Annotated in this window: 25 protein-coding genes; 4 read left to right on the plus strand and 21 right to left on the minus strand. The window is 42.5% G+C overall.

What is annotated here, in order from left to right; all coding sequences use genetic code 11:
* Positions 1–14 precede the first annotated feature (14 nt).
* Entirely contained in the window at positions 15–3,086 is a 3,072-nt protein-coding gene (locus tag MSI_RS02440) for an efflux RND transporter permease subunit (RefSeq protein ID WP_009103334.1), read from the plus strand.
* Positions 3,087–3,145: 59 nt separating this feature from the next.
* Here MSI_RS02440 and MSI_RS02445 read toward each other — a convergent pair whose 3' ends face one another.
* The 20 genes from MSI_RS02445 to MSI_RS02540 form a co-directional block, all read right to left on the minus strand.
* Positions 3,146–3,598: a hypothetical protein gene (locus tag MSI_RS02445; protein ID WP_009103337.1), complete on the minus strand. Its 453-nt coding sequence runs from the start codon at positions 3,596–3,598 to the stop codon at positions 3,146–3,148.
* A gap of 39 nt (positions 3,599–3,637) precedes the next feature.
* Positions 3,638–4,111: a hypothetical protein gene (locus tag MSI_RS02450; protein WP_009103340.1), complete on the minus strand. Its 474-nt coding sequence runs from the start codon at positions 4,109–4,111 to the stop codon at positions 3,638–3,640.
* Between the two features lie 194 nt (positions 4,112–4,305).
* Entirely contained in the window at positions 4,306–5,262 is a 957-nt protein-coding gene (locus MSI_RS02455; protein ID WP_009103342.1) for a D-2-hydroxyacid dehydrogenase, read from the minus strand.
* A gap of 62 nt (positions 5,263–5,324) precedes the next feature.
* The gene (gene alr, locus MSI_RS02460; protein WP_009103345.1) at positions 5,325–6,482 is read right to left on the minus strand and encodes an alanine racemase; all 1,158 of its coding nucleotides are present in this window, start codon (positions 6,480–6,482) and stop codon (positions 5,325–5,327) included.
* 12 nt (positions 6,483–6,494) lie between these two features.
* On the minus strand, positions 6,495–7,352 hold the full coding sequence (gene sdaAA / locus MSI_RS02465) for an L-serine ammonia-lyase, iron-sulfur-dependent, subunit alpha (protein WP_009103347.1): 858 nt from the start codon (positions 7,350–7,352) through the stop codon (positions 6,495–6,497).
* A 36-nt stretch (positions 7,353–7,388) separates the two neighbouring features.
* Entirely contained in the window at positions 7,389–8,057 is a 669-nt protein-coding gene (sdaAB, locus tag MSI_RS02470) for an L-serine ammonia-lyase, iron-sulfur-dependent subunit beta (protein ID WP_009103349.1), read from the minus strand.
* Positions 8,058–8,091: 34 nt separating this feature from the next.
* A complete protein-coding gene (locus MSI_RS02475; RefSeq protein WP_009103351.1) occupies positions 8,092–8,886 on the minus strand; it encodes a putative hydro-lyase in 795 nt (264 codons plus the stop codon).
* A gap of 39 nt (positions 8,887–8,925) precedes the next feature.
* Complete coding sequence (gene pxpB, locus MSI_RS02480) at positions 8,926–10,617, minus strand: 5-oxoprolinase subunit PxpB (RefSeq protein ID WP_009103353.1); 1,692 nt, start codon at positions 10,615–10,617, stop codon at positions 8,926–8,928.
* A 25-nt stretch (positions 10,618–10,642) separates the two neighbouring features.
* Entirely contained in the window at positions 10,643–11,383 is a 741-nt protein-coding gene (locus MSI_RS02485) for an ABC transporter ATP-binding protein (RefSeq protein ID WP_009103355.1), read from the minus strand.
* A 9-nt stretch (positions 11,384–11,392) separates the two neighbouring features.
* A complete protein-coding gene (locus MSI_RS02490; protein WP_009103358.1) occupies positions 11,393–12,205 on the minus strand; it encodes an ABC transporter ATP-binding protein in 813 nt (270 codons plus the stop codon).
* Positions 12,202–13,269 (minus strand): branched-chain amino acid ABC transporter permease, encoded by a 1,068-nt coding sequence (locus MSI_RS02495; RefSeq protein WP_009103361.1) that lies wholly within the window; start codon positions 13,267–13,269, stop codon positions 12,202–12,204. The genes MSI_RS02490 and MSI_RS02495 overlap by 4 nt, the downstream gene beginning before the upstream one ends.
* A gap of 12 nt (positions 13,270–13,281) precedes the next feature.
* Positions 13,282–14,193: a branched-chain amino acid ABC transporter permease gene (locus MSI_RS02500; protein ID WP_009103364.1), complete on the minus strand. Its 912-nt coding sequence runs from the start codon at positions 14,191–14,193 to the stop codon at positions 13,282–13,284.
* An 81-nt stretch (positions 14,194–14,274) separates the two neighbouring features.
* Positions 14,275–15,444 carry an ABC transporter substrate-binding protein gene (locus tag MSI_RS02505; protein WP_009103367.1) on the minus strand — a complete coding sequence of 390 codons (1,170 nt, stop codon included), beginning with the start codon at positions 15,442–15,444 and terminating at the stop codon, positions 14,275–14,277.
* Between the two features lie 239 nt (positions 15,445–15,683).
* Positions 15,684–16,445 carry a LamB/YcsF family protein gene (locus MSI_RS02510; RefSeq protein WP_009103369.1) on the minus strand — a complete coding sequence of 254 codons (762 nt, stop codon included), beginning with the start codon at positions 16,443–16,445 and terminating at the stop codon, positions 15,684–15,686.
* A gap of 23 nt (positions 16,446–16,468) precedes the next feature.
* Entirely contained in the window at positions 16,469–17,305 is an 837-nt protein-coding gene (locus MSI_RS02515) for a DUF4392 domain-containing protein (RefSeq protein ID WP_009103372.1), read from the minus strand.
* A gap of 82 nt (positions 17,306–17,387) precedes the next feature.
* Positions 17,388–18,026, minus strand: a complete 639-nt coding sequence (locus MSI_RS02520) for a GntR family transcriptional regulator (protein WP_009103375.1) — start codon at positions 18,024–18,026, stop codon at positions 17,388–17,390.
* A gap of 82 nt (positions 18,027–18,108) precedes the next feature.
* A complete protein-coding gene (locus MSI_RS02525) occupies positions 18,109–18,966 on the minus strand; it encodes an aminotransferase class IV (RefSeq protein WP_009103377.1) in 858 nt (285 codons plus the stop codon).
* A 136-nt stretch (positions 18,967–19,102) separates the two neighbouring features.
* Positions 19,103–20,248, minus strand: a complete 1,146-nt coding sequence (cbiD, locus tag MSI_RS02530) for a cobalt-precorrin-5B (C(1))-methyltransferase CbiD (protein ID WP_009103378.1) — start codon at positions 20,246–20,248, stop codon at positions 19,103–19,105.
* The gene (locus MSI_RS02535) at positions 20,248–20,886 is read right to left on the minus strand and encodes a precorrin-8X methylmutase (protein ID WP_009103381.1); all 639 of its coding nucleotides are present in this window, start codon (positions 20,884–20,886) and stop codon (positions 20,248–20,250) included. The genes cbiD and MSI_RS02535 overlap by 1 nt, the downstream gene beginning before the upstream one ends.
* Positions 20,883–21,929: a histidinol-phosphate transaminase gene (locus MSI_RS02540; protein ID WP_009103383.1), complete on the minus strand. Its 1,047-nt coding sequence runs from the start codon at positions 21,927–21,929 to the stop codon at positions 20,883–20,885. The genes MSI_RS02535 and MSI_RS02540 overlap by 4 nt, the downstream gene beginning before the upstream one ends.
* A gap of 193 nt (positions 21,930–22,122) precedes the next feature.
* On the opposite strand from MSI_RS02540, the gene MSI_RS02545 reads away from it, so the two are divergent.
* Positions 22,123–22,407: a type II toxin-antitoxin system Phd/YefM family antitoxin gene (locus tag MSI_RS02545; protein WP_009103386.1), complete on the plus strand. Its 285-nt coding sequence runs from the start codon at positions 22,123–22,125 to the stop codon at positions 22,405–22,407.
* Positions 22,397–22,744, plus strand: coding sequence for a type II toxin-antitoxin system RelE/ParE family toxin (locus MSI_RS02550; protein WP_009103388.1), 348 nt, complete (start codon positions 22,397–22,399; stop codon positions 22,742–22,744). Before MSI_RS02545 ends, MSI_RS02550 begins: the two co-directional genes overlap by 11 nt.
* Here MSI_RS02550 and cbiB read toward each other — a convergent pair.
* Positions 22,671–23,546 carry an adenosylcobinamide-phosphate synthase CbiB gene (gene cbiB / locus MSI_RS02555; RefSeq protein ID WP_202799323.1) on the minus strand — a complete coding sequence of 292 codons (876 nt, stop codon included), beginning with the start codon at positions 23,544–23,546 and terminating at the stop codon, positions 22,671–22,673. The genes MSI_RS02550 and cbiB overlap by 74 nt on opposite strands.
* Between cbiB and MSI_RS14865 the strand changes: the two genes are divergently transcribed.
* Positions 23,448–23,651 (plus strand): hypothetical protein, encoded by a 204-nt coding sequence (locus MSI_RS14865; RefSeq protein WP_202799321.1) that lies wholly within the window; start codon positions 23,448–23,450, stop codon positions 23,649–23,651. The genes cbiB and MSI_RS14865 overlap by 99 nt on opposite strands.
* Positions 23,652–23,705: the final 54 nt, after the last annotated feature.

Genomic DNA, 23,705 nt, shown 5'->3' on the forward strand with positions numbered 1-23,705 from the left:
GAAGGAGGCCTTAAATGAATATCACACAGAAAACCTTAAAAAATCCAGTTCTTGTTGTCGTTGTTTTTGGTCTTATTGCACTGACAGCTGCCTTTACTTTTTCGAACCTTGAAGTAAACCTGATGCCTAATATCAAAGAACCTATTCTGATGGTAACTGTAACTTACGAAAATGCGGGGCCTCAGTCGGTGGAAAGTGCCGTCACCCAGGTGCTGGAAGAAGAGCTTTCAAGCCTTTCTAACCTCAAAAAAATGACTTCAACTTCCTCGGAAGGAAACTCAACTATCAGCATTGAATATAATTACGGAACAAACATTGAAGCCGCAGCAAATGAAGTGCGTGACAAGATTGAAAACGTAAAATCTATGCTGCCAAAAACTGTAAAAACATACATCTTCAAAATGAACATGAATGATTTTCCAGTAATGGATATTGCCGTTCACGGAAACCGCAGCGATAACGAGCTAAAATATATTGCAGACAAAACAATTAAACGCGTTCTTGCCCAGGCAAACGGAGTTTCTCAGGCTTCTGTTTACGGAGGACGTACCCCTTGCGTTTGTGTAGAACTTTCTCAAAACAGACTGGCAGCCTATAATCTTTCAATTTCTGATATTTCTGCCCGTCTTGCAGCAGAAAACCTGGATCTGGGTGGCGGAAAAATTACCGAAAAATCCAGAAATTACGTTCTGCGCACAAAGGGCGAATATGCCTCTGTAAAGGAAATCGGCGATACTGTAATTTCTACAGTAAACGGTACTCCTATCCGCCTGAGCGAGCTGGGAAAAATTTATATGGGCTACAAGGAAGCAAAGGATGAGGTTTTTATCAATGGAAATTCCGGCGTTTATATTTCCATCAAAAAGCAGTCGGGCGCAAACTCTGTAAAAGTTGCCGATGTCCTTTACGAAAAAATTGCAGAAGTTAAGGCTTCCCTTCCCTCAGATATTCAGCTTGAAATAATTAATGATGACTCTGTAGAAATCCGGGATACCTTAAAGACTCTCTATTCCAGCGCCTGGCAGGGAATCCTTCTTGCAGTAATCATCCTCTTTGTCTTTCTTAAAAGCTTTAAGTCGACTTTTATCATCTCAATTTCAATTCCTTTTTCAATCGTAATCACACTTCTTACGATGAATTTTTTCAGCATCACCCTTAATATCATGACTTTGACAGGATTGATTCTGGGAATCGGAATGGTTGTTGATGCCTCTATCGTTATGATTGATAACATTTATTCTTACAGAATGAGGGGAACTAAGGCAAAAGTGGCGGCGGCTCTGGGAACTCAGGAGATGATTCCGTCTGTAATTTCTGGAAACCTTACGACAATTGTTGTTTTTGTACCCTTCCTTCTTTTTATGAAAGACCTTGGATTTATTGGCCTTTTAGCCCGCGATATGATTTACACAATTGTAATTGCCATTGTTTCCAGCCTTTTTGTTGCGATTTTCCTTGTTCCGGTTCTTGCAGGCCACTATATGCCCCTTACCAACCGCGCAGAAAAACCGGTAAGAAATAAAGTCCTTCTTTTTCTTTATGATGCTTTTGAAAGAGTCTTTGATAAGATTCAGGACATTTATAAAAATATACTTTCTCTGGCTTTAAATCATAAGAAGCGTACAGTTGCACTTTCTTTTGGACTTTTGCTTCTTTCTTTTGCAGTTGTACCTCTTTTGCATATTGATATGATGCCGGAAACTGAAGGGCAGCGGGTTACAATGAACATTACTCTTCCAACCGGTACTTCTCTTGAAAAAACAACCGAGATAGTTCATCAGTTTGAAAGTATTGTTCAAAAGGAAATTAAGGGCTACAGAACCGTGCTGGCTTCTACCGGAGTTTCGGGCGGTATGGAAGATTCTTATGCTTCAAACTTTGGAAACATTGCAATTTATCTTCCGGTTCCAAAAAAACAGATTGATACAGCAAGTACAATCAAGGCAAAACTTGAAAAGCACTTTAAGGATTTTCCCGGCATTCAGTTTACTTTTGCAAGCGACAGCATGGAAAGCATGACCGGAAGTGATATAGACATTGTTGTAAAAGGAAATGATATTGAAAATGCCCGTCTGGCAAGTGAACAGATTCTTGCCCTTCTGCAGAAAATGCCAAACCTGACAAATACTCAGATGAATATGAAAAACGGTCTGCCCCAGCTTGAAATTGAAATCGACAGAAAGAGGGCTTATTCCTTTGGAGTAAGCATTGAAGCAGCTGCAAAGGAAATTAACGGCTGTGTTGCGGGTCTGACTGCAACAAAATACCGTCAGAGCGGTAATGAATATGATGTAATTCTTTCTTATCAGAAGGCAGATAAATCCAGCATCCCGGATCTTGAAAAAATCAAGGTTCAGGGAAAAAACGGACTTGTTTCGCTTGCCAATTTTGCCAGCCTGAAGAAAAATTACGGCCCTGTTTCCATCAATCATGAAAATAAGGCCCGTACAATTCATATAACTGCCGGAATAAAAGGTAAAGATAATGCTCCTGTAGTTGAAGCAAAAATCAAAAAGGCAATTCGCGAAAACTGCGTTCTGCCGGGCGACGTTTCTGTGAACTTTGAAGGTTCCTGGAAAAATATGAAAAAGCAGTCCATTTTGTTTTCAAAAATCATCATTCTTGCGGTTCTGCTGGTTTTTGGAGTTATGGCGGGAATGTACGGAAGCTTTAAAAAGCCTTTTATAAATCTGTTTACAATACCTTTTATGTTCATCGGAGTGCTTTTGATTTATCTGCTTGTAGGACAGACAGTTTCGATAATGACCATGGTGGGACTTGTTATGCTGGTTGGTATTGTTGTAAACAACGGAATTGTTCTTGTTGATTACACAGGACTGCTCGTGGCCCGCGGTCTTGATGTAAAATCTGCCTGTCTGGAAGCGGGAACTTCCAGACTCCGCCCGGTTCTGATGACTACCCTTACCACAGTTCTTGGAATGCTTCCTATGAGCTTTACAAGTCAGGGCTCGTCATCGCTGGTTCAGCCAATCGGACTTTGCGTGGTAGGCGGTCTTATTTCCTCTACCTTTGTAACGCTGGTTCTGATTCCTGTTTTGTACGCGCTTATGTGCAGGAAAGAATAACGGAGGTTGTTAAATAGCACTGGGGCATTTCTCTGCCCCAGCCTGTAAACCTTTGACGGTTATTTTCCGTATTCATAATAATCTCCAAAAGAGAGACTATTTCTTTCAAGAGTATCCTTTGCTCCCGCTGTTTTTCCCTCAACCTTTTCCTCAGCCACATTATCAAATGATGCCTTTGAAGAGTAACCTTTTTTCCAGAAAACAGCACCGACTGTCATAATTGCAGCTGTTCCGACAACGATAGGCCAGTTTTTCTTCATCCAGCTTCCAAAGCTGCCACCTGCTACGGCTTCAAGATCTTCTTCTGAAAGATTCTGAATGTCATCGGAATCTTCAGCTTTTGAAAAAGATTTTTCTGCTTTTTTTCGCTCTTCTTCAAAGTTCTTTCTGAGCAATTCATAGTCTACCTCAGGAAATGCTTTACAAATATTGCTCAGAGCTTCATCAGGTGTGCCTGAGTTTTTGATGATTGTTTCTATTTCCTTCTGAATTTCTTCATTTGTCTTTTTCATGCTCTTCCTCCTTGCGCTTATGAACTTTCATCTGTGTTTTTAAGACGGCTTCCCTGTTTTTCCAGCCTTAATCTTTGGTATCAGATTCTCCATTTCATCAGCACCTTCTTTGTATCCCTTGTTATATACATCCTTCAGTTTTGCTTCTCCGGCAGATTGACCTTCGCCGTACATAAAATATCCAACTGGAACACACAAAGCAAGAAGAGCAAGACCTGCCACCAGCTCTTTGTTTTTGCTGATCCAGCTGCTTACGCTTCCACCGGCTACAGCTTCCAAATCATTGTCAGAAAGATTCTGCATTTCCTCGCTGTCCTTCGCATTTTTTTCAAGTACTTCCCTAAAAGCAGCTTCATTAAAGTCCGGATAGTTTGATTTTAAACTCTTGCAAAGGCTGTCAATACTTCGTGAAGTATCTATAATATCTCCAACTTTTTCAAAGTCAATTTTGCCAAGCTCTTCTTCTGTTACACCGGCTTCAAGTAGCTGTGCAGTGATTTTATTCTTATCCATGACCATACCTCCTCTATCCTTGCCTTGCTACTTATTTATACTCCGGACACAGGATAAAAGGCTAATTCTTTGTTTAAAAAAAGGCTGGAGAATTTTACGGCAGGAAGCTTTCTGATTTTTCTGACAAAAGGAATCTTCTTAATATTTTAATATTATATAACATCCGGCAGAGTTTCTGTGACTAAATTACTTTTTTAATATCCGAGTTTTCTGTCTACAAGGTAGTGCATTGGGCGGCCGGCAGTGAAATTTTTAAGATCTTCCAAAAACATTTCTACGTTTCTGTCTTTTGTATAGGCCACAGTCAGATTTCCGGCAACATGAGGAGTCATAACCAGATTTTTTAGCTTCCACAGGCGGCTGTTTTTTGAAAGGGGCTCTGTCTGGAAAACATCAAGAGCGGCACCGTACAAATGGCCGTTTTCAAGATTGTCTGCAAGGGCTTCTTCATCAATTGCAGTACCGCGGCCCACATTTACAATGCAGGCTCCTTCTGCAAGAAGTTCAATTCTCTTTCTGGTGAGAATGTTTCTTGTTTCCGGCGTTCCCGGAAGACTCATGGCAAGAAGATCGGTTTCCGGCAAAACAGAATCAAGCTCGCTGACAGGCAAAACCTTATCATAAATATCCCCTGCCTTACCGCTCCTGCACACTCCAATTAAAGCTGCCGGTTCAAAGGCCCGGACCCGCTTTGCAAAAGTTGTTCCAATATCTCCGGTTCCAAGCACGGTAATTCTGCAGTCTTTTAGGGATTTCTGACTGCGGGGTTTTCCCCAGAAGCCCGCTCTGGTTTCATCATAAAATTCGTTCATGCGGCGAAGCACAACAAGTGCGCTTGCTATCATATGCTCAGCAATTGAAACTCCATAGGAACCGGCGGAATTTGTCAGAATGCAGTCTTCATTTGCAAAATATCCCGGAACCATAAGGGAATCAACGCCAGCCCAGGGTACACATAACCACTTAAGATTTTTGTTGGTCTTTACAATTTCCGGTGCAAAACCATAAATTATGTCGGCATCAAAATCAGACTGAAGAATTTCCTTATCAGAAGTATAAAAATGCACCTGAGCGCCAGCTTCTGCCGCTCCCTTTTTAATAAGTTCGATATGTTTTTCTTCAAAAAGATTATTAATTGCTAGAATTTTCATAAAATACCCCGCTGTATGACTGATTTTTAGGCCTAATTATAACTGAATACTAATACAAGTGTCTAGAAAATAATACGTTTAACCCTTTTACTGATGGATGTGAGCACTTCATAAGAGATTGTATTTCCAATTTTTGCAAGATCATCGGCAGTAGTAAGGGCGCCGCTTTCTTCCGGGCCAAAAATTACTACTCTATCCCAGAGTTTTACATCAGGATTATCCTTTCCTATGTTTACCATGCACTGATCCATACAGATTCTGCCGCAAACCGGATATTTTCTGCCGTTAATCGTAACTTCCATGCCGGGTGAAAAACGGCGCAAAAGTCCATCCGCATAACCGATTGGTAAAATTGCAATGTCTGTATCCTCGGGGCATTCGTAAGTTCGTCCGTAAGAAACTGATTTTCCCTTTGGGAAATGTCTTATGGCTACAACCTGAGTTTCAACCGCCATTACAGGTTTTATGTCAAAATCCTTATGAACGGAATGAAGGTATTCTTTTGTAACTTCGCTAGGATAGTAGCCGTAAGTTATGATTCCGGGACGAACCATATCAAAATGCATGTCAAAATTATTCATAATGGCGGCACTGTTTCCGCAGCTGCAGATTCCAGGATTTATTCCCCTTGCCTTTACATTTTCTACCGCTGTGCAGAATTTTTCATACTGTTCGCGGGTAAAGGCCTGAGCATCAGAAGAAATACCGTCGCTTACGCAAAAATGGGTTGCCATTCCTTTTAAGGCCAGATGTTTAGAAGAGCTGATTAATTCTGCCTGCTCTCCTGCTTCTTCGGGATAACAGCCTATTCGGCCCATTCCGGTATCAACTGCCAGAAAGACGTCATGCTTTTTATTATCTTCAAAATATAAGTCTGCCGCAGCCGACAAGGCAGTAATATATTCTTTTCCAAAGGAGAAAGGTGTCAGTTTATAGGCAAAAAGGCTTGGAAATTCTTCCGGCACGCAAAGACTCAAAACAAGAATGTTTTCTGTAATCCCGCTGTCCCTAAGTTCAATTCCTTCATCAACAGTGGCAACTGCAAACCAGTTTATTCCGCCAAGCTCATGGGCAATCCTTGCTGTAGCTACCGCGCTGTGTCCGTAAGAATCTGCTTTTACTGCTACGCAGATTTCGGCTCCAGGCTTCACATGATTTTTTATCTGCTGAAGATTATATTTCAGGTTTTCCGAATAAATTACAGCTTTTGTACAACGCATAAATAACCTCCATCAAACTTTTACCAGCTTTCGGGCAGTTTTACAGGCCGCAATTCCACCTTCTCCAGTCTCACGAAGAGAAGAATCCATTTTCTGACCAACAAGACCCATTGCTTCTATCACTTCGTCTGCCGGAATTTTTGCTTTGATTCCAGAAAGAACCATATCTGCACAGGAAACGGCATTTACCGCCCCTATTACATTCCTTTTTATGCAGGGGATTTCTACATAGCCTGCAACAGGGTCGCAGACAAGTCCCATAAGATTTTGAAGGCAAAGGCCTACAGCTACAGAAATCTCTTCTGCACTTCCGCCGGAAAGGTATACAAGACTTCCCCCTGCCATAGCACTTGCAGAGCCAATTTCTGCCTGGCAGCCGCCCTGGGCTCCGCTGATGCAAGCCTTATTCGCAATAACCTGGCCAATTCCAGCTGCAACAAGAAGGGCTTCTACAAATTTTTCATCCGGATATTTCTTCTGTCTGTAAAGGGGAAGCAAAACAGCTGGAAGAACCCCGCAGGCACCAGCAGTTGGACTTGCAACAATCCTCTTCATACAGGCGTTGCTTTCTGCCATTTTTAATGCCTCGGAAATTACGCTGGAAATATAAGAGCCAGAAAGAGTATTACCCTTCCCTGCATAATCTGAAAATTTTTTCCCATCCCCACCAGAAAGTCCACTGTTAGAAAAAAGGCTTCCGTCGTAGCTGTCGCTTGCATCCAGCATCACCTGCCACATTTTCTGCATCTTTCCGATTACTTTTTCTTCTGACCAGCCGGAAGATTTTGCCTCATTTTCAATCACAATTTCTGCAAAGTTCTTATTTTCTTTTTTACTCTGACTGATTATTGATTCAAGACTTTCAAACATAAGCACCACCTGATTTTTACTCTGCTTCCATAATGATTAATCCATCGACGGATTTATGTAGGTCACTTTTATTATTCCGGGGAACTTTTCTATAGAAGAAATTATCTGCGAGGGAATCTGCTGGTCACTTTCGATTACCATAACTGCATAACCGCCCCTTTCATTTCTGAAAAGCTGCATCTGGGCAATGTTGATTTTGTTGTAAAAAAGAAGTGATGTTACTGCCGCAACGTGGCCAGGTTCATCTGAGTTATGAACGATAAGAGTCGGCATTTCGGCAGGACAATTTACGTCTATTCCATCAATTTTATTAATCATGATTCGACCGCCTCCTACAGAAGAAGCCTGAATGCAGATTTTTCGCCCTTCTTTTCCCTGAAGGCTTAAAAGGGCAGTATTTGGATGAGCACCCGGGATTTCATTGTTTGATATGAAGAATTTCAGTCCCTTTTCTACGGCTATTTCCTGACTGCGGGGAATTCGTATATCATCACTTTTCATGCCAAGAAGACCTGCAATAATTGCAGAATCTGTTCCGTGTCCCTTGTGAGTTGCTGCAAAGCTTCCGCTGAACTGAATATCTGCAAAAACAGGCTGATCTTCCAGTAATATTCTGCTGACAAGTCCAATACGGACTGCTCCTGCGGTGTGAGAGCTGGAAGGACCAACCATTACAGGCCCTAAAATATCAAAAATGCTGCTCATAGTGCCTCCTAAATTCTCTGACAGGGTTACATAATCAGTTTTGCAAAGAACTTTCAGGTATATCTGTAATCAGCATATGACCAGGTGCATGAGTAATACAAAAATCAGGTTTTGAATTCATGACAACGCTTTGAGGGGTTACGCCGCAGCACCAGAAAACAGGCACTTCGCCCGCTTTGATTGTACTTGGCTCTCCAAAATCAGGTTTTGAGATATCTTTTATACCTATAACTTCCGGCGCTCCTATGTGGATTGGCGCACCGTGAACTTTTGGAACCCTGGCTGTGATTGTGGTTGCTTTTACAATCTGATTGTAAGGAATGGGACGCATAGAAACGACCATTTTTCCGCTGAAAATACCCGCCGGATTCGTATCGATATTTGTAAGATACATAGGTACATTGTGATTTTCTGAAACGTTGCGGACATCAATTCCTGCAGCAATTAAAGGAGCTTCAAAAGAAAAAGAACAGCCGATAACAAAGGTCACAAGGTCATCCCGCCAGAATTCGCTTACGTCGGTGTATTCACCGGCAAGCTGGCCGTTTTTCCAGATTCTGTATTTTGGCACATCGCGGGCAATATCACAGTCTGCGGCAGAAGTTCTTAAAAAACGGGAACCTTCGTCGCTGACTTCAAGAAGAGGACAGGACTGCTGATTTCGCTGGCAGAAGAGCAGAAAATCGTAGGCGTATTTTTTAGGAAGGATGCAGAGGTTTGCCTGAGCATAGCCGTCGCACATTCCTGAAGTCTGTACTGTGATTTTTCCTTGGCGGATAAGTGTTCTGACCTCTGCTGGACTTTTATCTTTATAAATATTTGTATTCATTTTATGCCTCCTCTTCTCTTATCTTCTATATAGTTTGCTTTATTCTATTTTGAACTTTACCTTTGTGCCGGGAACTGCCTGAGCCAGAAGGCACATTGAGTGCCTTGTCACCGCCGCAATTTTGGCATAGCCGCCGGTTGTCTGCCGGTCCGCTGCCATAACGACAGGGAGCCCTGCCGAAGTAATCTGCACAGCACCAAACGGAATTGCATCAGAAATGATATCCGTCTTTCCGCAGTTTAGGCTTTCCCCAGAAAAGCGGATTCCCATGCGGTCGCTTTCAGGAAGGACGGTAAAAACCTGGCTCTGAAAGTCTTTTATTACCTCAGCGGGAAAATCTGAATACTGACTGCCCTTTGTGCATTTAAGAACGAGAGGCTGACTGCTGGAAGAAGGCAGCTGCTGTAAAATCGGCAGGACTTTTTTTTCAGTGCCGTCTGCAACCGCCAGTTTCCCCTTCTTTACCATATCACCGACTGCAATTTCGTCTCCGGCCTTGAGTTTCCGCCCGAAATATCCGCCGCTTTTGCTTTTTAAGTTTGTAGAGCGGCTTGCAAAAACCTGAGGCACAAGTAAGCCGCCCTTAAAGCAGATATAAGAGCGAAGACCTTTTGTAATAAAGCCACATTTTAAAATACTTCCTGCCGCTGCTAAATATTTTTTATTTATATAAATAGTTTTATCGTCAAGAGTAGCGCTGCACTCTCCGCCTGTAATTACAAATTCGCAGTCCAGAATAAATCTTATTGTCGGACCGAGGGCAGTTGCTTCAAGGCAGGCTGCATTTTCCTCGTTTCCAAGAAGGGCATTTCCAAGCCTGAAACTTTCTGCGTCCATCACTCCGCTCTGCCCGATACCCTGGTGCTGTAGTCCCAGCCGCCCCTTATCCTGCACAGAGGTCATCAAGCCAGGCTCAATGATTTTTATGCCGCTGGTGCAGACGTATTTCTGATACTGAGGCTTTGCGCGCGGGCGGAAGGAGGCACTGCTGTTTTTTGAAGAGGCATTGCCTTCCGAGGAGGCAGCCGCCATATTCTCAAACTGTTTTTTACTAATCGGGACAAAACGGATTCTATCCCCCGCCTGATAAAGACAGGCCGGATTTCTATTCTGGTCAAATACTTTTAGCGGAGTTCTGCCTATTATCCTCCAGCCACCAGGCGAATCAGAGGGATAAAGACCAGCCTGTTTGCCTCCAATTGCTACACTTCCCGCAGGAATTTTTGTTCTAGGGCTTTCAAGACGAGGAGTTTCCAAAGATTCGTCCATGCCACCAAGGTAAGGAAAACCCGGAAGAAATCCCAGCATATAAATCAGATAATCTTTTGAATGATGAAGTTTGATTATCTCTTCTTTTGAAAGCCCTGTATGCTTGGCTACATCAGCTAAATCTGGAGCGAATTCTTCATCTTCATAGCAGACAGGAATCTCTACAATCCTGCCTGTTTTATCAGAACCCGCAACCCCCGAAGCTGAGTTTTTAATCACGCTCTTAATAAGTTTTTCCAGAGCAGAATGATTTGTTTTAGACGGATTAAAAAAGACAGTTACCGCACAGTAGGTAGGAAGGATTTCAATAATCGCTTCTTGCAAGTCCGCCTTACCTTTGATATAAGCCTTAAAACTTTCAACAAAGGCAATAATCTCTGCATTTACCTCTTCGCAGATTTTCTGACTGAACTGAACCTGAAGAGAATCTTCGCTGGAAACAACAATGCTGAGCTCTTTCATAATCCGCCTTCTTTACTTTCAAAAATCAGCCGCCAAGATATGCCTTCTGAACCTCTGGATTTGCCCGAAGTTCATCACTTGTGCCGCTCGCAATGATTTCACCGGTTCGGATAACATAACCGCGGTCAGCAAAATCAAGGGCAACCTTTGCGTTCTGTTCAATGACAAGAAGAGTCATCTTTTTCTGAACGTTCAGACGCTTAAGGGCGCGGAACATTTCAAACATCAGCTTTGGAGCAAGTCCCATACTAGGCTCATCCAGCATGATAAAAGGACAGTCTGTCATAAGGGCACGTCCAACTGCCAGCATCTGTTGTTCACCGCCGGAAAGAAGTTCACTTCTCTGCTTGCGGCGTTCATAAAGACGGGGGAATAAATCATAAACCAGATCATACTGGTCGTTAATGTTCATTTCGCTGTTTTTTTCAAGCTGACGGGCATAACATGCCATCTGAAGGTTTTCTTCAACAGTCAGGTTTCCAAAAATATGGCGGCCTTCAGGAACAAGGCACATCATCTTCTTCTGAATAAGAGTGTGAGGCTCCAGCTTCAAAATGCTTTGACCATTGTAAAGAACGTCCCCGCTGCGAACTGTAGGCGCTTCCGGCTTTGGAAGTCGCGATAAAGTCAGGAGTGTGGATGTCTTTCCGGCGCCGTTTGCGCCAATCAAAGTGACAATTTCACCCTTATCAACATTAAAACTTATTCCGTGAAGGGCTTCGATATTTCCATAGCCCACAACAAGATCTTTTACTTCAAGTAACATATGGCCCTCCTACTTTCTCTTAACAAGTCCGGCATAAGCATCGCTGATATTGATGTCGGAGTTTCCAAGATAAGCTTCAATAACCGCAGGATTTTTCTGGATTTCCTCAGGTGTACCTTCTGCAAGTTCCTTTCCAAAGTTGATTACCTTAATACGGTCTGCCAGTGTATTTACAACCTGCATCTGATGTTCAATCATCCAGATTGTGATTCCAAAAGTATCGTGAATCCATCTAATATAACTGATAAGTCCGTCCAGGTCGGAAGTTGAAAGACCTGCCGCAGGCTCATCAAGCATCAAAAGTTTTGGTTCAAGACTAAGGGCACGGGCAATTTCTACGCGGCGCTGAATACCGTAAGGAAGATTTTTCGGATAATCCAGAGCGGTATCTGCAAGCGAGAACTTTTCCAGAAGCTCCCATGCCTTTTTATGGATTTCTGCTTCACGTTCCTTGTAATTCTTTGTGTGCAGAAAAACATCCTTCAGATTAAAACCAAGGCGTGAATGCTGGGCAATGCAGATGTTATCCAGAACTGTCATATCACTCCAAAGGCGAATATTCTGGAAGGTTCGTCCAATCTGAAGGTCTGCAATTTTATGAGGACGGAGACCGTTTAATCTTGTCCCGTCAAAAATGATTTCGCCTTCAGAAGGCACATAAAATCCGCTTACCAGGTTGAAAACTGTAGTTTTTCCGGCGCCGTTAGGACCAATCAAAGCATTAATCGAGCCCTTTTTGATTTCTACGTTTATGTCTGTGAGCGCCTGTAAGCCGCCGAATCTGTGTGTAAGATGTTCAATTTTTAATAAAGTTTCACTCATGCTGCATCTCCTTCACTTCCTGGTCTGATTTGATTTTTATTCAGAGGGAAAAGCTTTTTAAGCCATGGGAATTTCTGAGGTAATTCCTTTGAACCCATAATTCCTTCCGGATGAAGCTCCATAATCAAAATCAGGATTAAAGGAATGATTACCCACTTCCAGATCTGAGCAGGGCGTAAAAGTTCCAGAAGAATTGTAAATACAAAGGCAGAAAGCACTGAACCGCTGAGTGAGCCCATACCGCCAAGGAATACCATTACAAGCGATTCTGTCGATTTCATGATTCCGAAGCTTGAAGGGTTGATAAATCCAAGAAGATGGGCAAAAAGTCCGCCCGCAATTCCCGCAAGGAAGGAACTGAATGTAAAGGCAATCAGCTTCATATTGTTTGTGTTTACAGACATGATTTCTGCTGAGATTTCATCGTAGCGTACGGCAGAAATTCCCTTGCCCAAGGTTGAATTCATCAGATAGTGAATTGCGACAACCGAAAGCACTGCAAAAATCAGACCCCAGATTAAAATCCAAGGCACATCAAGTACATCTGCCATACTGTTCATTACACTTTTCATTCCCATAAGACCGCGGCTTGCACCAACAAGAGGAATGTTGTTGATTGCAGTCGTAACGATAAAGTTTGCCGCAACAGTGATGATTGCAAGATAGTCATCGCGGGTTTTGAAAGAAGGAATTGCAACGATAAGGCTTACAAGCATTGCTCCAAGTCCGCCAATCAGAATTGCAATCGGAAATCCCAGAATTGCAAGCCCTTCCGGCAAAAGCGCATGACCTATAATTGAGTTTCCATCCTTAAAAAGAATAAGGGAAACTACGGAAGAAACGTATGCCCCGGTAGCCATAAATCCACCGTGTCCGCAGCTGAACTCGCCCATGTATCCGTTTACAACGTTCAGACTTGCCGACATGATTGCGTTGATACAGATTGTTACGATGATTGTCTGAAGATAGTTGTTTATGACTCCCACTTTTGCAAGAAGCGTAACAAGTAAAATCGATAAAATCGTCGTAACCGGTATTATGTATTTTCTCTTTTCGTTAGTCATATAAAAGCCCCCTTAAATCTTTGTACTCTTAGCTACACCAAAGAAGCCTGTAGGTTTGATAGTCAGAATTACCAGAAGAATTACAAAGGAAACCAGGTCCTTGTAGCTTGACGGTAAAAAGGCTGTTACGAAGATTTCAATAAATCCAAGAAGGAAGCCGCCGATAAAGGCACCCTTAATATCACCGATGCCCCCTACAACCGCTGCAATAAAGGCCTTCCAACCGATAATCATTCCCATGTAAGGGTCCATTACCGGATAAGACATACCAAAAAGAATACCCGCAACAGCGGCAAGCGCAGAACCTAAAGCAAAAGTAAAGGTGATTACTGTATTTACAGGGATTCCCATCAATGGAATCGCGAACTTATCATAAGAAATGGCACGCATACTCATGCCGAGTGTTGTTTTCTGAACTATGAACTGCAGCAATGCGAAAATCACAACTGCACTTACAATTACCAGAACCTTAAGGCTGGTGATTGTTACCGGCCCGATATTCCATACCTGCTTTGGAAGAATATCAGGGAAGCTTCTTGCAGAAGCACCAAAAACTGCAAGGTTTCCGTTTTCAAGAATAAAGCCAATCATTAAGGCTGTGATTACTACATAAAGTCTGTTGGCACCTTTAGCGCGTAAAGGTTTGTAAGCAATTTTTTCGATTCCTACGCCCAAAAGAGCGGTAAGAGCCATTGTGCACAAAAGTGTAACTATAAAAAGCGGTACGCCAGTAAGTCCTGCAAAATGTGCAGTAAAAAAAGCTACCAGGAAAAATGCTATGTAGGTGGATGTCATAAAGATATCACCATGAGCAAAGTTGATAAGCCGCAGAACGCCATAAACAAGGCAGTAGCCAAGGGCAATCATCGAATAGAAGCTTCCCCACTGGAGTGCATTAAAAAAGTTCTGTATAAAAAATGTCATTTGACCCTCCTTAAAAATCCGCGTCAGCGGTCCATCTAAAAAACCGGGGCTACCCGAAGGCAGCCCCAAAAACTTTTTTATTTATGGCTGCAAGCTCTTTACGAACTCGAACTCTCCTTCTTTTGTAACACAAACGATTACGGCATCCTTAACAGGGTCTCCTTCCGGAGTAAACTTCATGTTTCCTGTAATGCCAGGGAAGCTCTGAATCTTTCCAAGCGCATCCTTGATTGCTGTGCGGTCTTTTTTCAAGTTTCCTGTAAGTCCGCAATCCTGAATTGCCTGAAGAACAAGGTAAACAGCATCATAAGTCAGGGCTGCAACATCATCAGGAACATAACCGTAAGCCTTCTGATATTTTTCGATGAACTCTTTTGTCTTGCCGGTTGCACCCTTTGCAGCGTAGTGAGTGGTAAAGTAGTTACCTACAACAGCACCCTTTGAAAGCGGGAACAAGTCAGCAGAACCCCATGAGTCTGAACCCATTACAGGCTTTTTCCAGCCAAGGTCTTTTGCCTGTGATGTAATAAGTCCAACGTGGTTGTAATAAACCGGAAGATAAAGAAAGTCTGCTCCTGAGTTTACAACCTTAGTCAGCTGTACACTGAAGTCCTGGTCTTTCTGACCAAATGATTCATATACAACTACCTGTCCATACTTTGATTCCCATTCGCCCTTAAACAGCTCTGCAAGGGTTTTTGAATAGTCATCCTCAAGGTTGTAGATGATTGCTACTTTCTTTCCACCAAACTGTTCGCTGGAGAACTTCGCAGCTACAGGAGCCTGGAATGGATCAAGGAAGCAGGCACGGAAACAATAAGGTCTGTTCTTTGTAACGCTTGGGTTTGTTGCCCATGGAGAAACCATAGGAACTTTAGCGTCGTTGTAGATTTCACCGGCAGGAATTGCACGACCAGAACCTTCTGGTCCGATAGAAGCAAGAACCTTATCTATATCTATCAGTTTATTTGCAGCGTTGATTGCAGAATCGGCTTTGAGCTCGTTATCGACGTAAACAAATTCGAGTTTGTATTTCTCGCCTTTAACTTCAAGACCGCCGGCAGCATTAATTTCGCCTTTAATAATTTCTCCGGCAAATTTTGCGCTTTCCCCTACTTTTGGTGAGTCACCGGTCAGCGGAATGTTGAATCCGATTTTAATTGATTTGGGACCTTTGGATGCTGCATAGGCGCCGGAAATTACCGACAAAGCAGCAAGTCCTGTTGCAAGAGTTTTGTTGAGTCTATTCATAGCGGGCTCCTTGTTTTTTTTTTGCAAAAAGCCCGGGAACGCAAGTTCAACAAGACTTTCTGCATATAAATTAAAAGGGCTATACAGCTCTTTTTTATACACACGCAACGTCTTTGTTGACCTGGTTTGTATATGCTTTAATACATCGTGCATGATGTATTAAAGATGTCATTAATTTATCAGATGGATAAAAAACATGCAATAGGGTTTTTAAAAAATATTTAAGATTTTTTGTATTTTTAAAGTCCCATTGCTTTTACAGTTATGCCTTCTTCCTCCAGACGCTTTCTGATTTTTACTACAAAATCCAAAGCTTTGGGATTATCACCATGAACGCAGACAGAATCAGGTTCAACCGGGATTTCCTTACCTGTAATTGCCCTGACCTTTCCATAGCGCACCATATCAATAATGCGCTGGATTGCTTCATTTTCATCTTCTATCATTGCTCCGGGCTTTGTACGCGCCACAAGAGAACCGTCTTCTTCATAAGCGCGGTCGGCAAAAACCTCTTTTTTGAAAGGAATTCCGACCGTCTGAGCCGCCTTAAGCATCTGACTGCCGCTGAGCCCCAGTAAAATCAGACAAGGATTGTACTCGCCTATAGCTTCTGCAATTGCCAGCGCCATTTTTTCATCTTTTGCGGCCATATTGTACATCGCACCGAGAGCTTTTACATGCTGCAGGGTAATTTTATTTGCGCGGCAGAAGGCATCCAGAGCGCCAAGCTGATAAGTCACCATTGCCTTAAGTTCTGCGCTGCTGACATTCATATTTCTGCGGCCAAAGCCCACAAGATCAGGAAAACCCGGGTGCGCCCCCACCCCAACGCCGGCTTCCTTTGCCAGCCTTACAGTTTTTTCCATGACAAGGGGATCTGAAGCATGAAAACCGCAGGCAATATTTGCCGAGCTGACATATTTAATCACTTCTTCATCAAGTCCGATTTTATAATTTCCAAAACTTTCACCCAAATCACAGTTCAAATCAATTTTAAGCATAAAAGACCTCCAGAAGCAGGAAATTATACCGCCTCTTTCAAAGCATCAATGATTTCTTTTTCAGTTTCCATTCCAAAACCGTCAACGCTGACAATCTGCTCTTTAAGAACGCCGTCAACGCTTCCAAGCTTTACTGTCTCTTCAATGTAGTCACGGACTTCTTCATAAGACATAAAGACATTTTTTCCGCTCAGCTTTTCAAGATAGGCAGTGATTGCGTATGCGCCCCAGTTAGAAACCGTAGCGATAACCAGTAAATCAGTTTTTACAACGCAGGGCACAAGAGAAAGTTTTTCTGCAATCAAAGATGCAACATTTCCCATGCCGATTTCGTTTCCGCCGTCCCCTACACCAATCGTAGGAATTTTTCCAAAAGCCTGTTCAAACAGAAGGTCAACACGAGCCGTCTTTTCTGCAATGCTGACACCGCGCATATTGGCATAATCACGGTTGCTGTTTTTACCGCAGCGCTCGATACTGATAAGTCCAACCGGCTTATATTTTTCAAGAACCTTTCTGCACCAGTCATCACCTTCATCAAAAGGCATATAAACAGTGTCGATATCCTTTAATTCAAAAAAACCGCGGGTAAAATCATCTGTAACGATAACCGGTCTGTAACCAAGTTTTTTGAGGGCAAGGGCCAGAAAAACTGTTCCCGAAGGACCGTCAGTTTCCGCATAACCCGCTACAAAAAATCCGGTTGCAAGAAAAACTACGCCTTTTTTCCACGAAAGAATCATTTTTGCAGCTTCTTCCGCATAGTCGCCCTTCATTTCCTTTCGCAGAATATCCATTCCCCTTCCCGAATGGCGCAGGACAATATCTTCAATCAATTCTTCCTGAATTACTTCTTCCATAAGCGATGTCTCCTTTTGTTAGAAACATCGTGCACGATTGTAAAGCCTGGTAAATTACTGCAAATCTCTTCAAAAAAAATGCTTACTTTATCTGCTTTTTGTAGTAATGCTCACGCATTTTAAGAACGGCATCTTCCAGCTTCTGCTGCTTCATCAGATTTAAGATTTCTTCATGCTGACTAAAAACCTTTTTTAATTCTGCAAGGTCATTATCAGAATAGTAAGTTGAAATAAAGCTGAGCAAGGCCTGTTTTCCATCATACTCAGAAACCAGCATTTTATTTTCAACGCCTTCGATTATGCAGCGCTCAAATAAATATGTCGTTTCGTTGTAGCCAAGGACATCCCCTTTTTCAAGGAGTTCCCTCTGCTTCTGCAGTTGCTCTTCCATTTTAGGAAGCACGGAATCCATTCTTCCGTTTCTAAAACAGAATCTGTAGGCAGCGACAACCATAAAGAAAACAACCTGAAGGATTTCGTTTACCGTTTCCCTGTCCGGAGAAATTACGAAAAATCCGTTGTTCTGTCTGTACTCTATCAACCCTTCTTTTACAAGAAGATTTATGCTTTCCCTGATGGGCGTATTGCTAACGCCAAGTTTGCGGCTGAGGTCATCAAGATTTATATTTTCACCACGTTTAAATTCCTGAGAAAGAATTCCAGCTTTGATGTATTCATAAACCTGATCGCGCAGATTAACCTTTTTAATTAATCCCTGCATGACTACCCCCGTCGGCACTTTTTATTGTATCATTCTAATACAACATGCACGAAATTTCAAACATTATGACCGGGTATTCTAACTAGATAATATCCGGTCTATAACCAGTCTCCTTTTCAAAATCATCAATTGCAGCAGTCTGAAGTTTTTTCAAAAGTTCAGGAGCCTTTCTGCCCACCTTTTTTCCGTCAATTTCATAAGCCGGAAGTCCAAGTGTACCAGCTGATGTGATGAAAACTTCATCCGCATCAAAAAGTTCATCCAATGTAAACGGACGTTCTTCATAAGGAACTCCAAGCCGTTTACAGATTTCTATGTAGTGACGGCGGGTAACTCCCGGAAGAATAAGTTCATCAAGAGGCGGTGTAATAAATACTCCGTTTTTCAGGATATTTACGTTGGTGTGGGCACATTCGGTTACCCGTTCTCCACGATGAAAAACAACTTCCTTTGCCCCTGCTTCGTATGCCTTCTGGCTTCCAATAACGCTTGGAAGAAGGTTCAAAGTTTTGATGTTGCAGTGGAAAAATCTTGTATCTTCCATGGTGATTAGTTTACATGGAGTTCTCAAATCAGCGATTTTTGATTCTGTAATATTTATCAAAAGGTTTGGCTTACAGTTCGGGAAAAGATGATTTCTTGGAGCTGTTCCTCGTGTACATTCCCAGTAAACAAAGCAAACGCCGTCAGAATCCATAGCGTCGATACACTTCTGAAGCTCAGCCTTTAATTCATCCTTTGTCAGATGAAAAGGAATCTGAACATACTTTAAGGAATTGAAAAAGCGCTCAAGATGCCAGTCAATTTCAAAGATTTTTCTGTTTACGCTGTAAGTTGCATCGTAAACTCCGTCACCAAAATACATGGCTCGGTCCAGGAAAGGAACAGACATTTCTTCCTGCAGGCCCATTTTTCCATTGTAATACCCTACATTTTTCATATTAAGCCTTCCTAAGAAACAAAGATTTGCAAAGTAAATACATCGTGCACGATGTATTTACAGATGTTTTAATCCTTTTTTAAACTTTGTGCAATGCTTTTTGGTGATTTTTTTTTAAAGAAATGAAGATAGCTTTTTACCTGCAGGCTTCATGCAAGGTTGCTCTAAAACCTTCTGATTCGGCAAGCAGACCTAGCTGGGTGCAGAAGGTTGAGCATTCTATATGCATAGAGTCAGCGCGGCGGCGAAGATGATAGAGGATTTTTTTCATGACAATTTGCATTGTGAACTGCAGGAGGCCGTCTTCGCTCATAATGATTTTGCAGGCTTCTTCAGTGGAGATGGCAGAAAGAATATTGCTTACAGTTTTGCTGCCTGCTCCTGCCTGCACCGCTGCGGCAGCCATAAGTTCCATGCGGCAATCTGCAATTTTTGAATGGGTATTCATAATTCCGCCGGAAACTTTTATAAGTTTTCCAATGTGACCGGTAAGAAGAAAGCCTTCAAAGCCAAGCTTTACGGCCATATCAATTGTGTCGCCAATAAAGTTTGAGCATTTTACGGCGCGGTCAAGGTCAAAACCATATTCTGATTTGATAAAATCAAGACCGTAATTGCCCGGAGAGACCACAGCAATCTTACTTCCAAGTTCCCGCTGCTGACGGAGTTCTATAAAAATTGTATCTAAAAGCGCCTGACTGCTCATTGGCTCTACAATTCCGCTTGTTCCAAGAATTGAAATGCCCCCTTCAATGCCAAGGCGTGGGTTAAAGGTTTTCTTGGCAATTTCTTCCCCCTCCGGAACCGAGATTTCTACAAGAAGTCCGCCTTTGTAATCGCAAAGTTCGCATACTTCCAGCACCTCTTTTTCTATCATCTGGCGGGGAACGGAATTTATGGCGTGATTCCCTACCGGCTGGTCGAGTCCAGGTTTTGTCACCAAGCCGACACCCAGTCCGCCCCTAATCTGCACCTGCGCGATGGAGTATGCCTTATCCCCCGGCACATCAGCGTTATCATCCTTTTCTGCAAAGCTTACCTTTGCAACCACATGGCAGCCGCTCGTAACATCAGGATCATCGCCGCCGTCTTTGATTACCGCACAGCTGATTTCCCGCTCAGAACGCTTGATATCCACAAGTTCTGCGTTAAAGTCTATTCCTTTGGGAGTAGTGATTTTGATTTCCTTCTTGATTTTACCGGTTAGAAGCATGTAAGCAGCCGCTTTTGCCCCCGCCGCAGCACAGCTTCCGGTCGTAAATCCGTAACGTAATTCAGCCATCAGCGGGCCCCCACGTCAATTCCGTACAAAAGCGCGTTACAGATTGCGGCCGCCACCGTACTTCCGCCCTTGCGGCCTTCGTTTATGATGTAAGGCACGTCGCCACCCAGAAAAAGTTCCTTTGCGGCAACCACGTTTACAAAGCCAACCGGCACTCCAATCACAAAATCAGGACGGTATATACCGCACTTTTTCATATCGTGGAGGGAAATTAAGGCCGTCGGGGCGTTTCCAAGGGCAAAAATTACCTTTTTTCCAAGAGCAGCGGCACGTTCCATGCTCACAGCCGCCCGGGTCAGCCCGCGGGATTTTGCTTCAGCTGCCACATCTTCGTCCGCCATAAAACAGTGAACCTGGCCGCCAAAAGCTTCCAGCTTACGCTTGTTAATCCCCGCCTTTGCCATATTCGTGTCGGTTACTATATCAGCGCCTTCCTGAATGAGTTCTCGCGCAACCCTTACAGCATCAGGCGAAAACTTAAGGCTTTCTGCAAAATCAAAATCGGCCGTTGTGTGAATAACCCGCATAATTACGTCTTTATTTTCTGGCGCCAGCTGTATTTTCCGCGCCTCAAGTTCCTGCGAGATGATTTCAAAACTGCGTGCCTCAATTTCTTCCGGCTTTACAAACTCAATCATTTTCCTCTCACATTTTTTATGGCTTTTATAAGCAGCTTGTTTTCCCAGTGGCGTTTGACTGCTACACGGTAGAAGCCTGCACCCAGTCCTTCAAAGTCACAACAGTCGCGGATAAGAATTCCGTGGGAAAGCATCTTCTTGAAAAGTGATGTCTCCTTAACTACGTCCCTAAAAAGTATAAAATTCGCGTCAGATTGGTAAACACAGAAACCCAAAGCCTTGAGTCTTTTAGAAAGATATTCCCTCTCCCGGCGAATGAGCGCCCGGGCACGAGTCAAATAATTTCCCGACTTTAAAAGTGCCAGCCCTACTTCCTGCGCAACAGAGGAAACGTTCCATTCCGGGAGTGACGCTTTCAGTGTGTCGGCAGCAGCTTCATTCGGGCAGACACAGTAGCCGAGACGCAATCCCGGGATAGCATAAGTCTTGGTGAAGGCACGGAGAATGTAAGGGGCGTCGGAATTTATGAGTGCCGCCGCCGGAGTTCCAGGTGCCACTAAATCAATAAAACACTCGTCGACAAGCACTTTTAATTCATATTTATTACATAAGTGTATGATTTTTTCGACAATTTTTGTGTTAAAAAGCCTGCCATTGGGGTTATTTGGGTTAGTTAAAATCAAAAAATCAGGTTTTTCGCGGACCATAAGGTCACTCAAGCGGTCAAAATCACTTTCCCCAAAAGCAAAATCTTCTTTTTCATTCAGATAAAAATAAAGCGAATCAGCACCGCAAGCTTTAATTGCATGCTCATAGCCTGTAAAAGACGGAGCAAATAGCAGCACCCTACGAGCCTTCTCCACGCGAAGCACCGCCTGGATCAGTTCGCTAGCGCCATTTCCAAACACAAGCATTTCGACAGCGATACCCAGCTTTTTACTCAAGGCATCAGTCAGCGCCCTGCACTTCTGATCAGAGTAATTTGAGATTTTTTTCAGTGCACGCAAATAGGCAATTTTTGCCCCCAGCGGCAGTCCCAGAGGATTTATATTAATAGAAAAATCATGCTTTATATTATGTGAGTAAATATCGCCGCCGTGCATATCATAATCCTAATGCATATAATTTCGCATAAAATTGTCGCTGTGTACATAAGATAATCATTGAGATATCTATATTTTGAGATTATCATTGTATTTAAGGTCAATTATATTTGGTTTACACTGACATTGATGGTAAAAAAAATAATTGCTGATTTGGTCTATATATGGTACCATAAAAAGACTGGAGTTTATTATGATTACGAATGTCCAAGAATGTATTAAACCAATTTCTTACATCAAAACAAATGCAGCAGATATGATGAATTTTGTTAATGATAGAAAAGAACCTCTTATAATTACACAGAACGGAGAATCAAGAGCCGTCCTGATAGATATAGAATCATATCAGGAAATGAAAAATGCTTTTAATCTATTAAAAATTATTCAGTTTTCTGAACAAGATGTAAAAAATGGAAAATATAAGCCAGCTTCGGAAGTTTTTGCAAATTTAAGAAGGAAATATAACTGTGAAAAATGAAATAAATGAAGTTATACTTTCTCAATTTGCGGAAGACGATTTGAATGAAATTATTGAATATTATTTTTCTTTGTCTCAGAACTATGTTGAAAAGATAATCTCTGAATTTGAAGAAAATGTAATGTCATTAAGGAGTCATCCCAAAAGTGGCAGAATTGTACCCGAATTAGAGAAGCAGGGTATTTTACAGTACAGAGAACTTATTCAAGGTTATTACCGAATCATTTATGAAATTTCTGACGATAAAATAATTGTTCATACAATTATTGACGGTCGAAGAAATTTTGAAGATATAATAATTTCAAAATTATCCCGCTATTATGGAAAAATAACATAATCCCAATACAAATAATTTCAAACAAAACCGCCGCTGTGTACATAAGGAAAACCGAGCGTTTTATATCCTTATGTTCCGGTGCGCGGACAAAATCCCCGATAAAAGGCTTTTCTTCAAGTTTGCCTTCGTAGTACAAGGGGCCGGCAAGTTTTAGGCCGAGTGCCCCCGCAACCACGCTTTCTGTCTGGGCAGAATTCGGGCTCTGGTGATTAAAGCGGTCCCGCCTGAAAATCCGAAGGGCGTTCTTAAAAGAAAAAGCCTTACCGCCAAAAAGACAGGTCGCCATCATAAGTAGTGCCGCGAGTCGCGAAGGAATAAAATTCACAAAATCATCAGTTTTAGCAGCCGTGCGACCAAAATCGATGTAGCGGTCATTTTTGTAACCGATCATAGAATCCATGGTATTTATGCACTTGTAGAAAAAGCCCAGGGCAGGTCCGCCAAGTGCGCAATAAATCATGGGAGCAATTACACCGTCATTTGTGCTTTCGGCAACAGTTTCGATTGCAGCCTTAGTTACGCCTTCATCAGTCAGCTTTTCGGTATCACGACCAACAATCATGGAAACAGCGTGGCGGGCATCATCCAGGCTTCCCTTCTCCAGCGCCCGGTAAACCTTCATGCTTTCAACCTTGAGCGATTTTGCCGCAAGAATCTGCCATGTAAAAAGAGCCTCGACTGCACAAAAAAGAATCTTATTTATATGGAAGAAAGTTATCAAAATGGAAAGAACTACGGCCTCTGCTACCGCGCAAACGAAAAAACTGTAAGCATGCCGAAAAGCGTTTTTTTGCGGGAGAATCTCCCTCGTGGTAAAAAATCTTTTCTGCCAGAGAAATCAATTTTCCAATCAGGCGCACCGGATGAAAGGGATATACCGGGTCACCAAAAATCAAATCGAGAATAAATCCAGCTGCAAATGCGACTATATGGAAAATCATATTTTCAAAAACATTTTAAC

It is taken from the genome of Treponema sp. JC4, from assembly GCF_000260795.1.
In the GTDB taxonomy this organism is placed as follows: Bacteria; Spirochaetota; Spirochaetia; order Treponematales; family Treponemataceae; genus Treponema_D.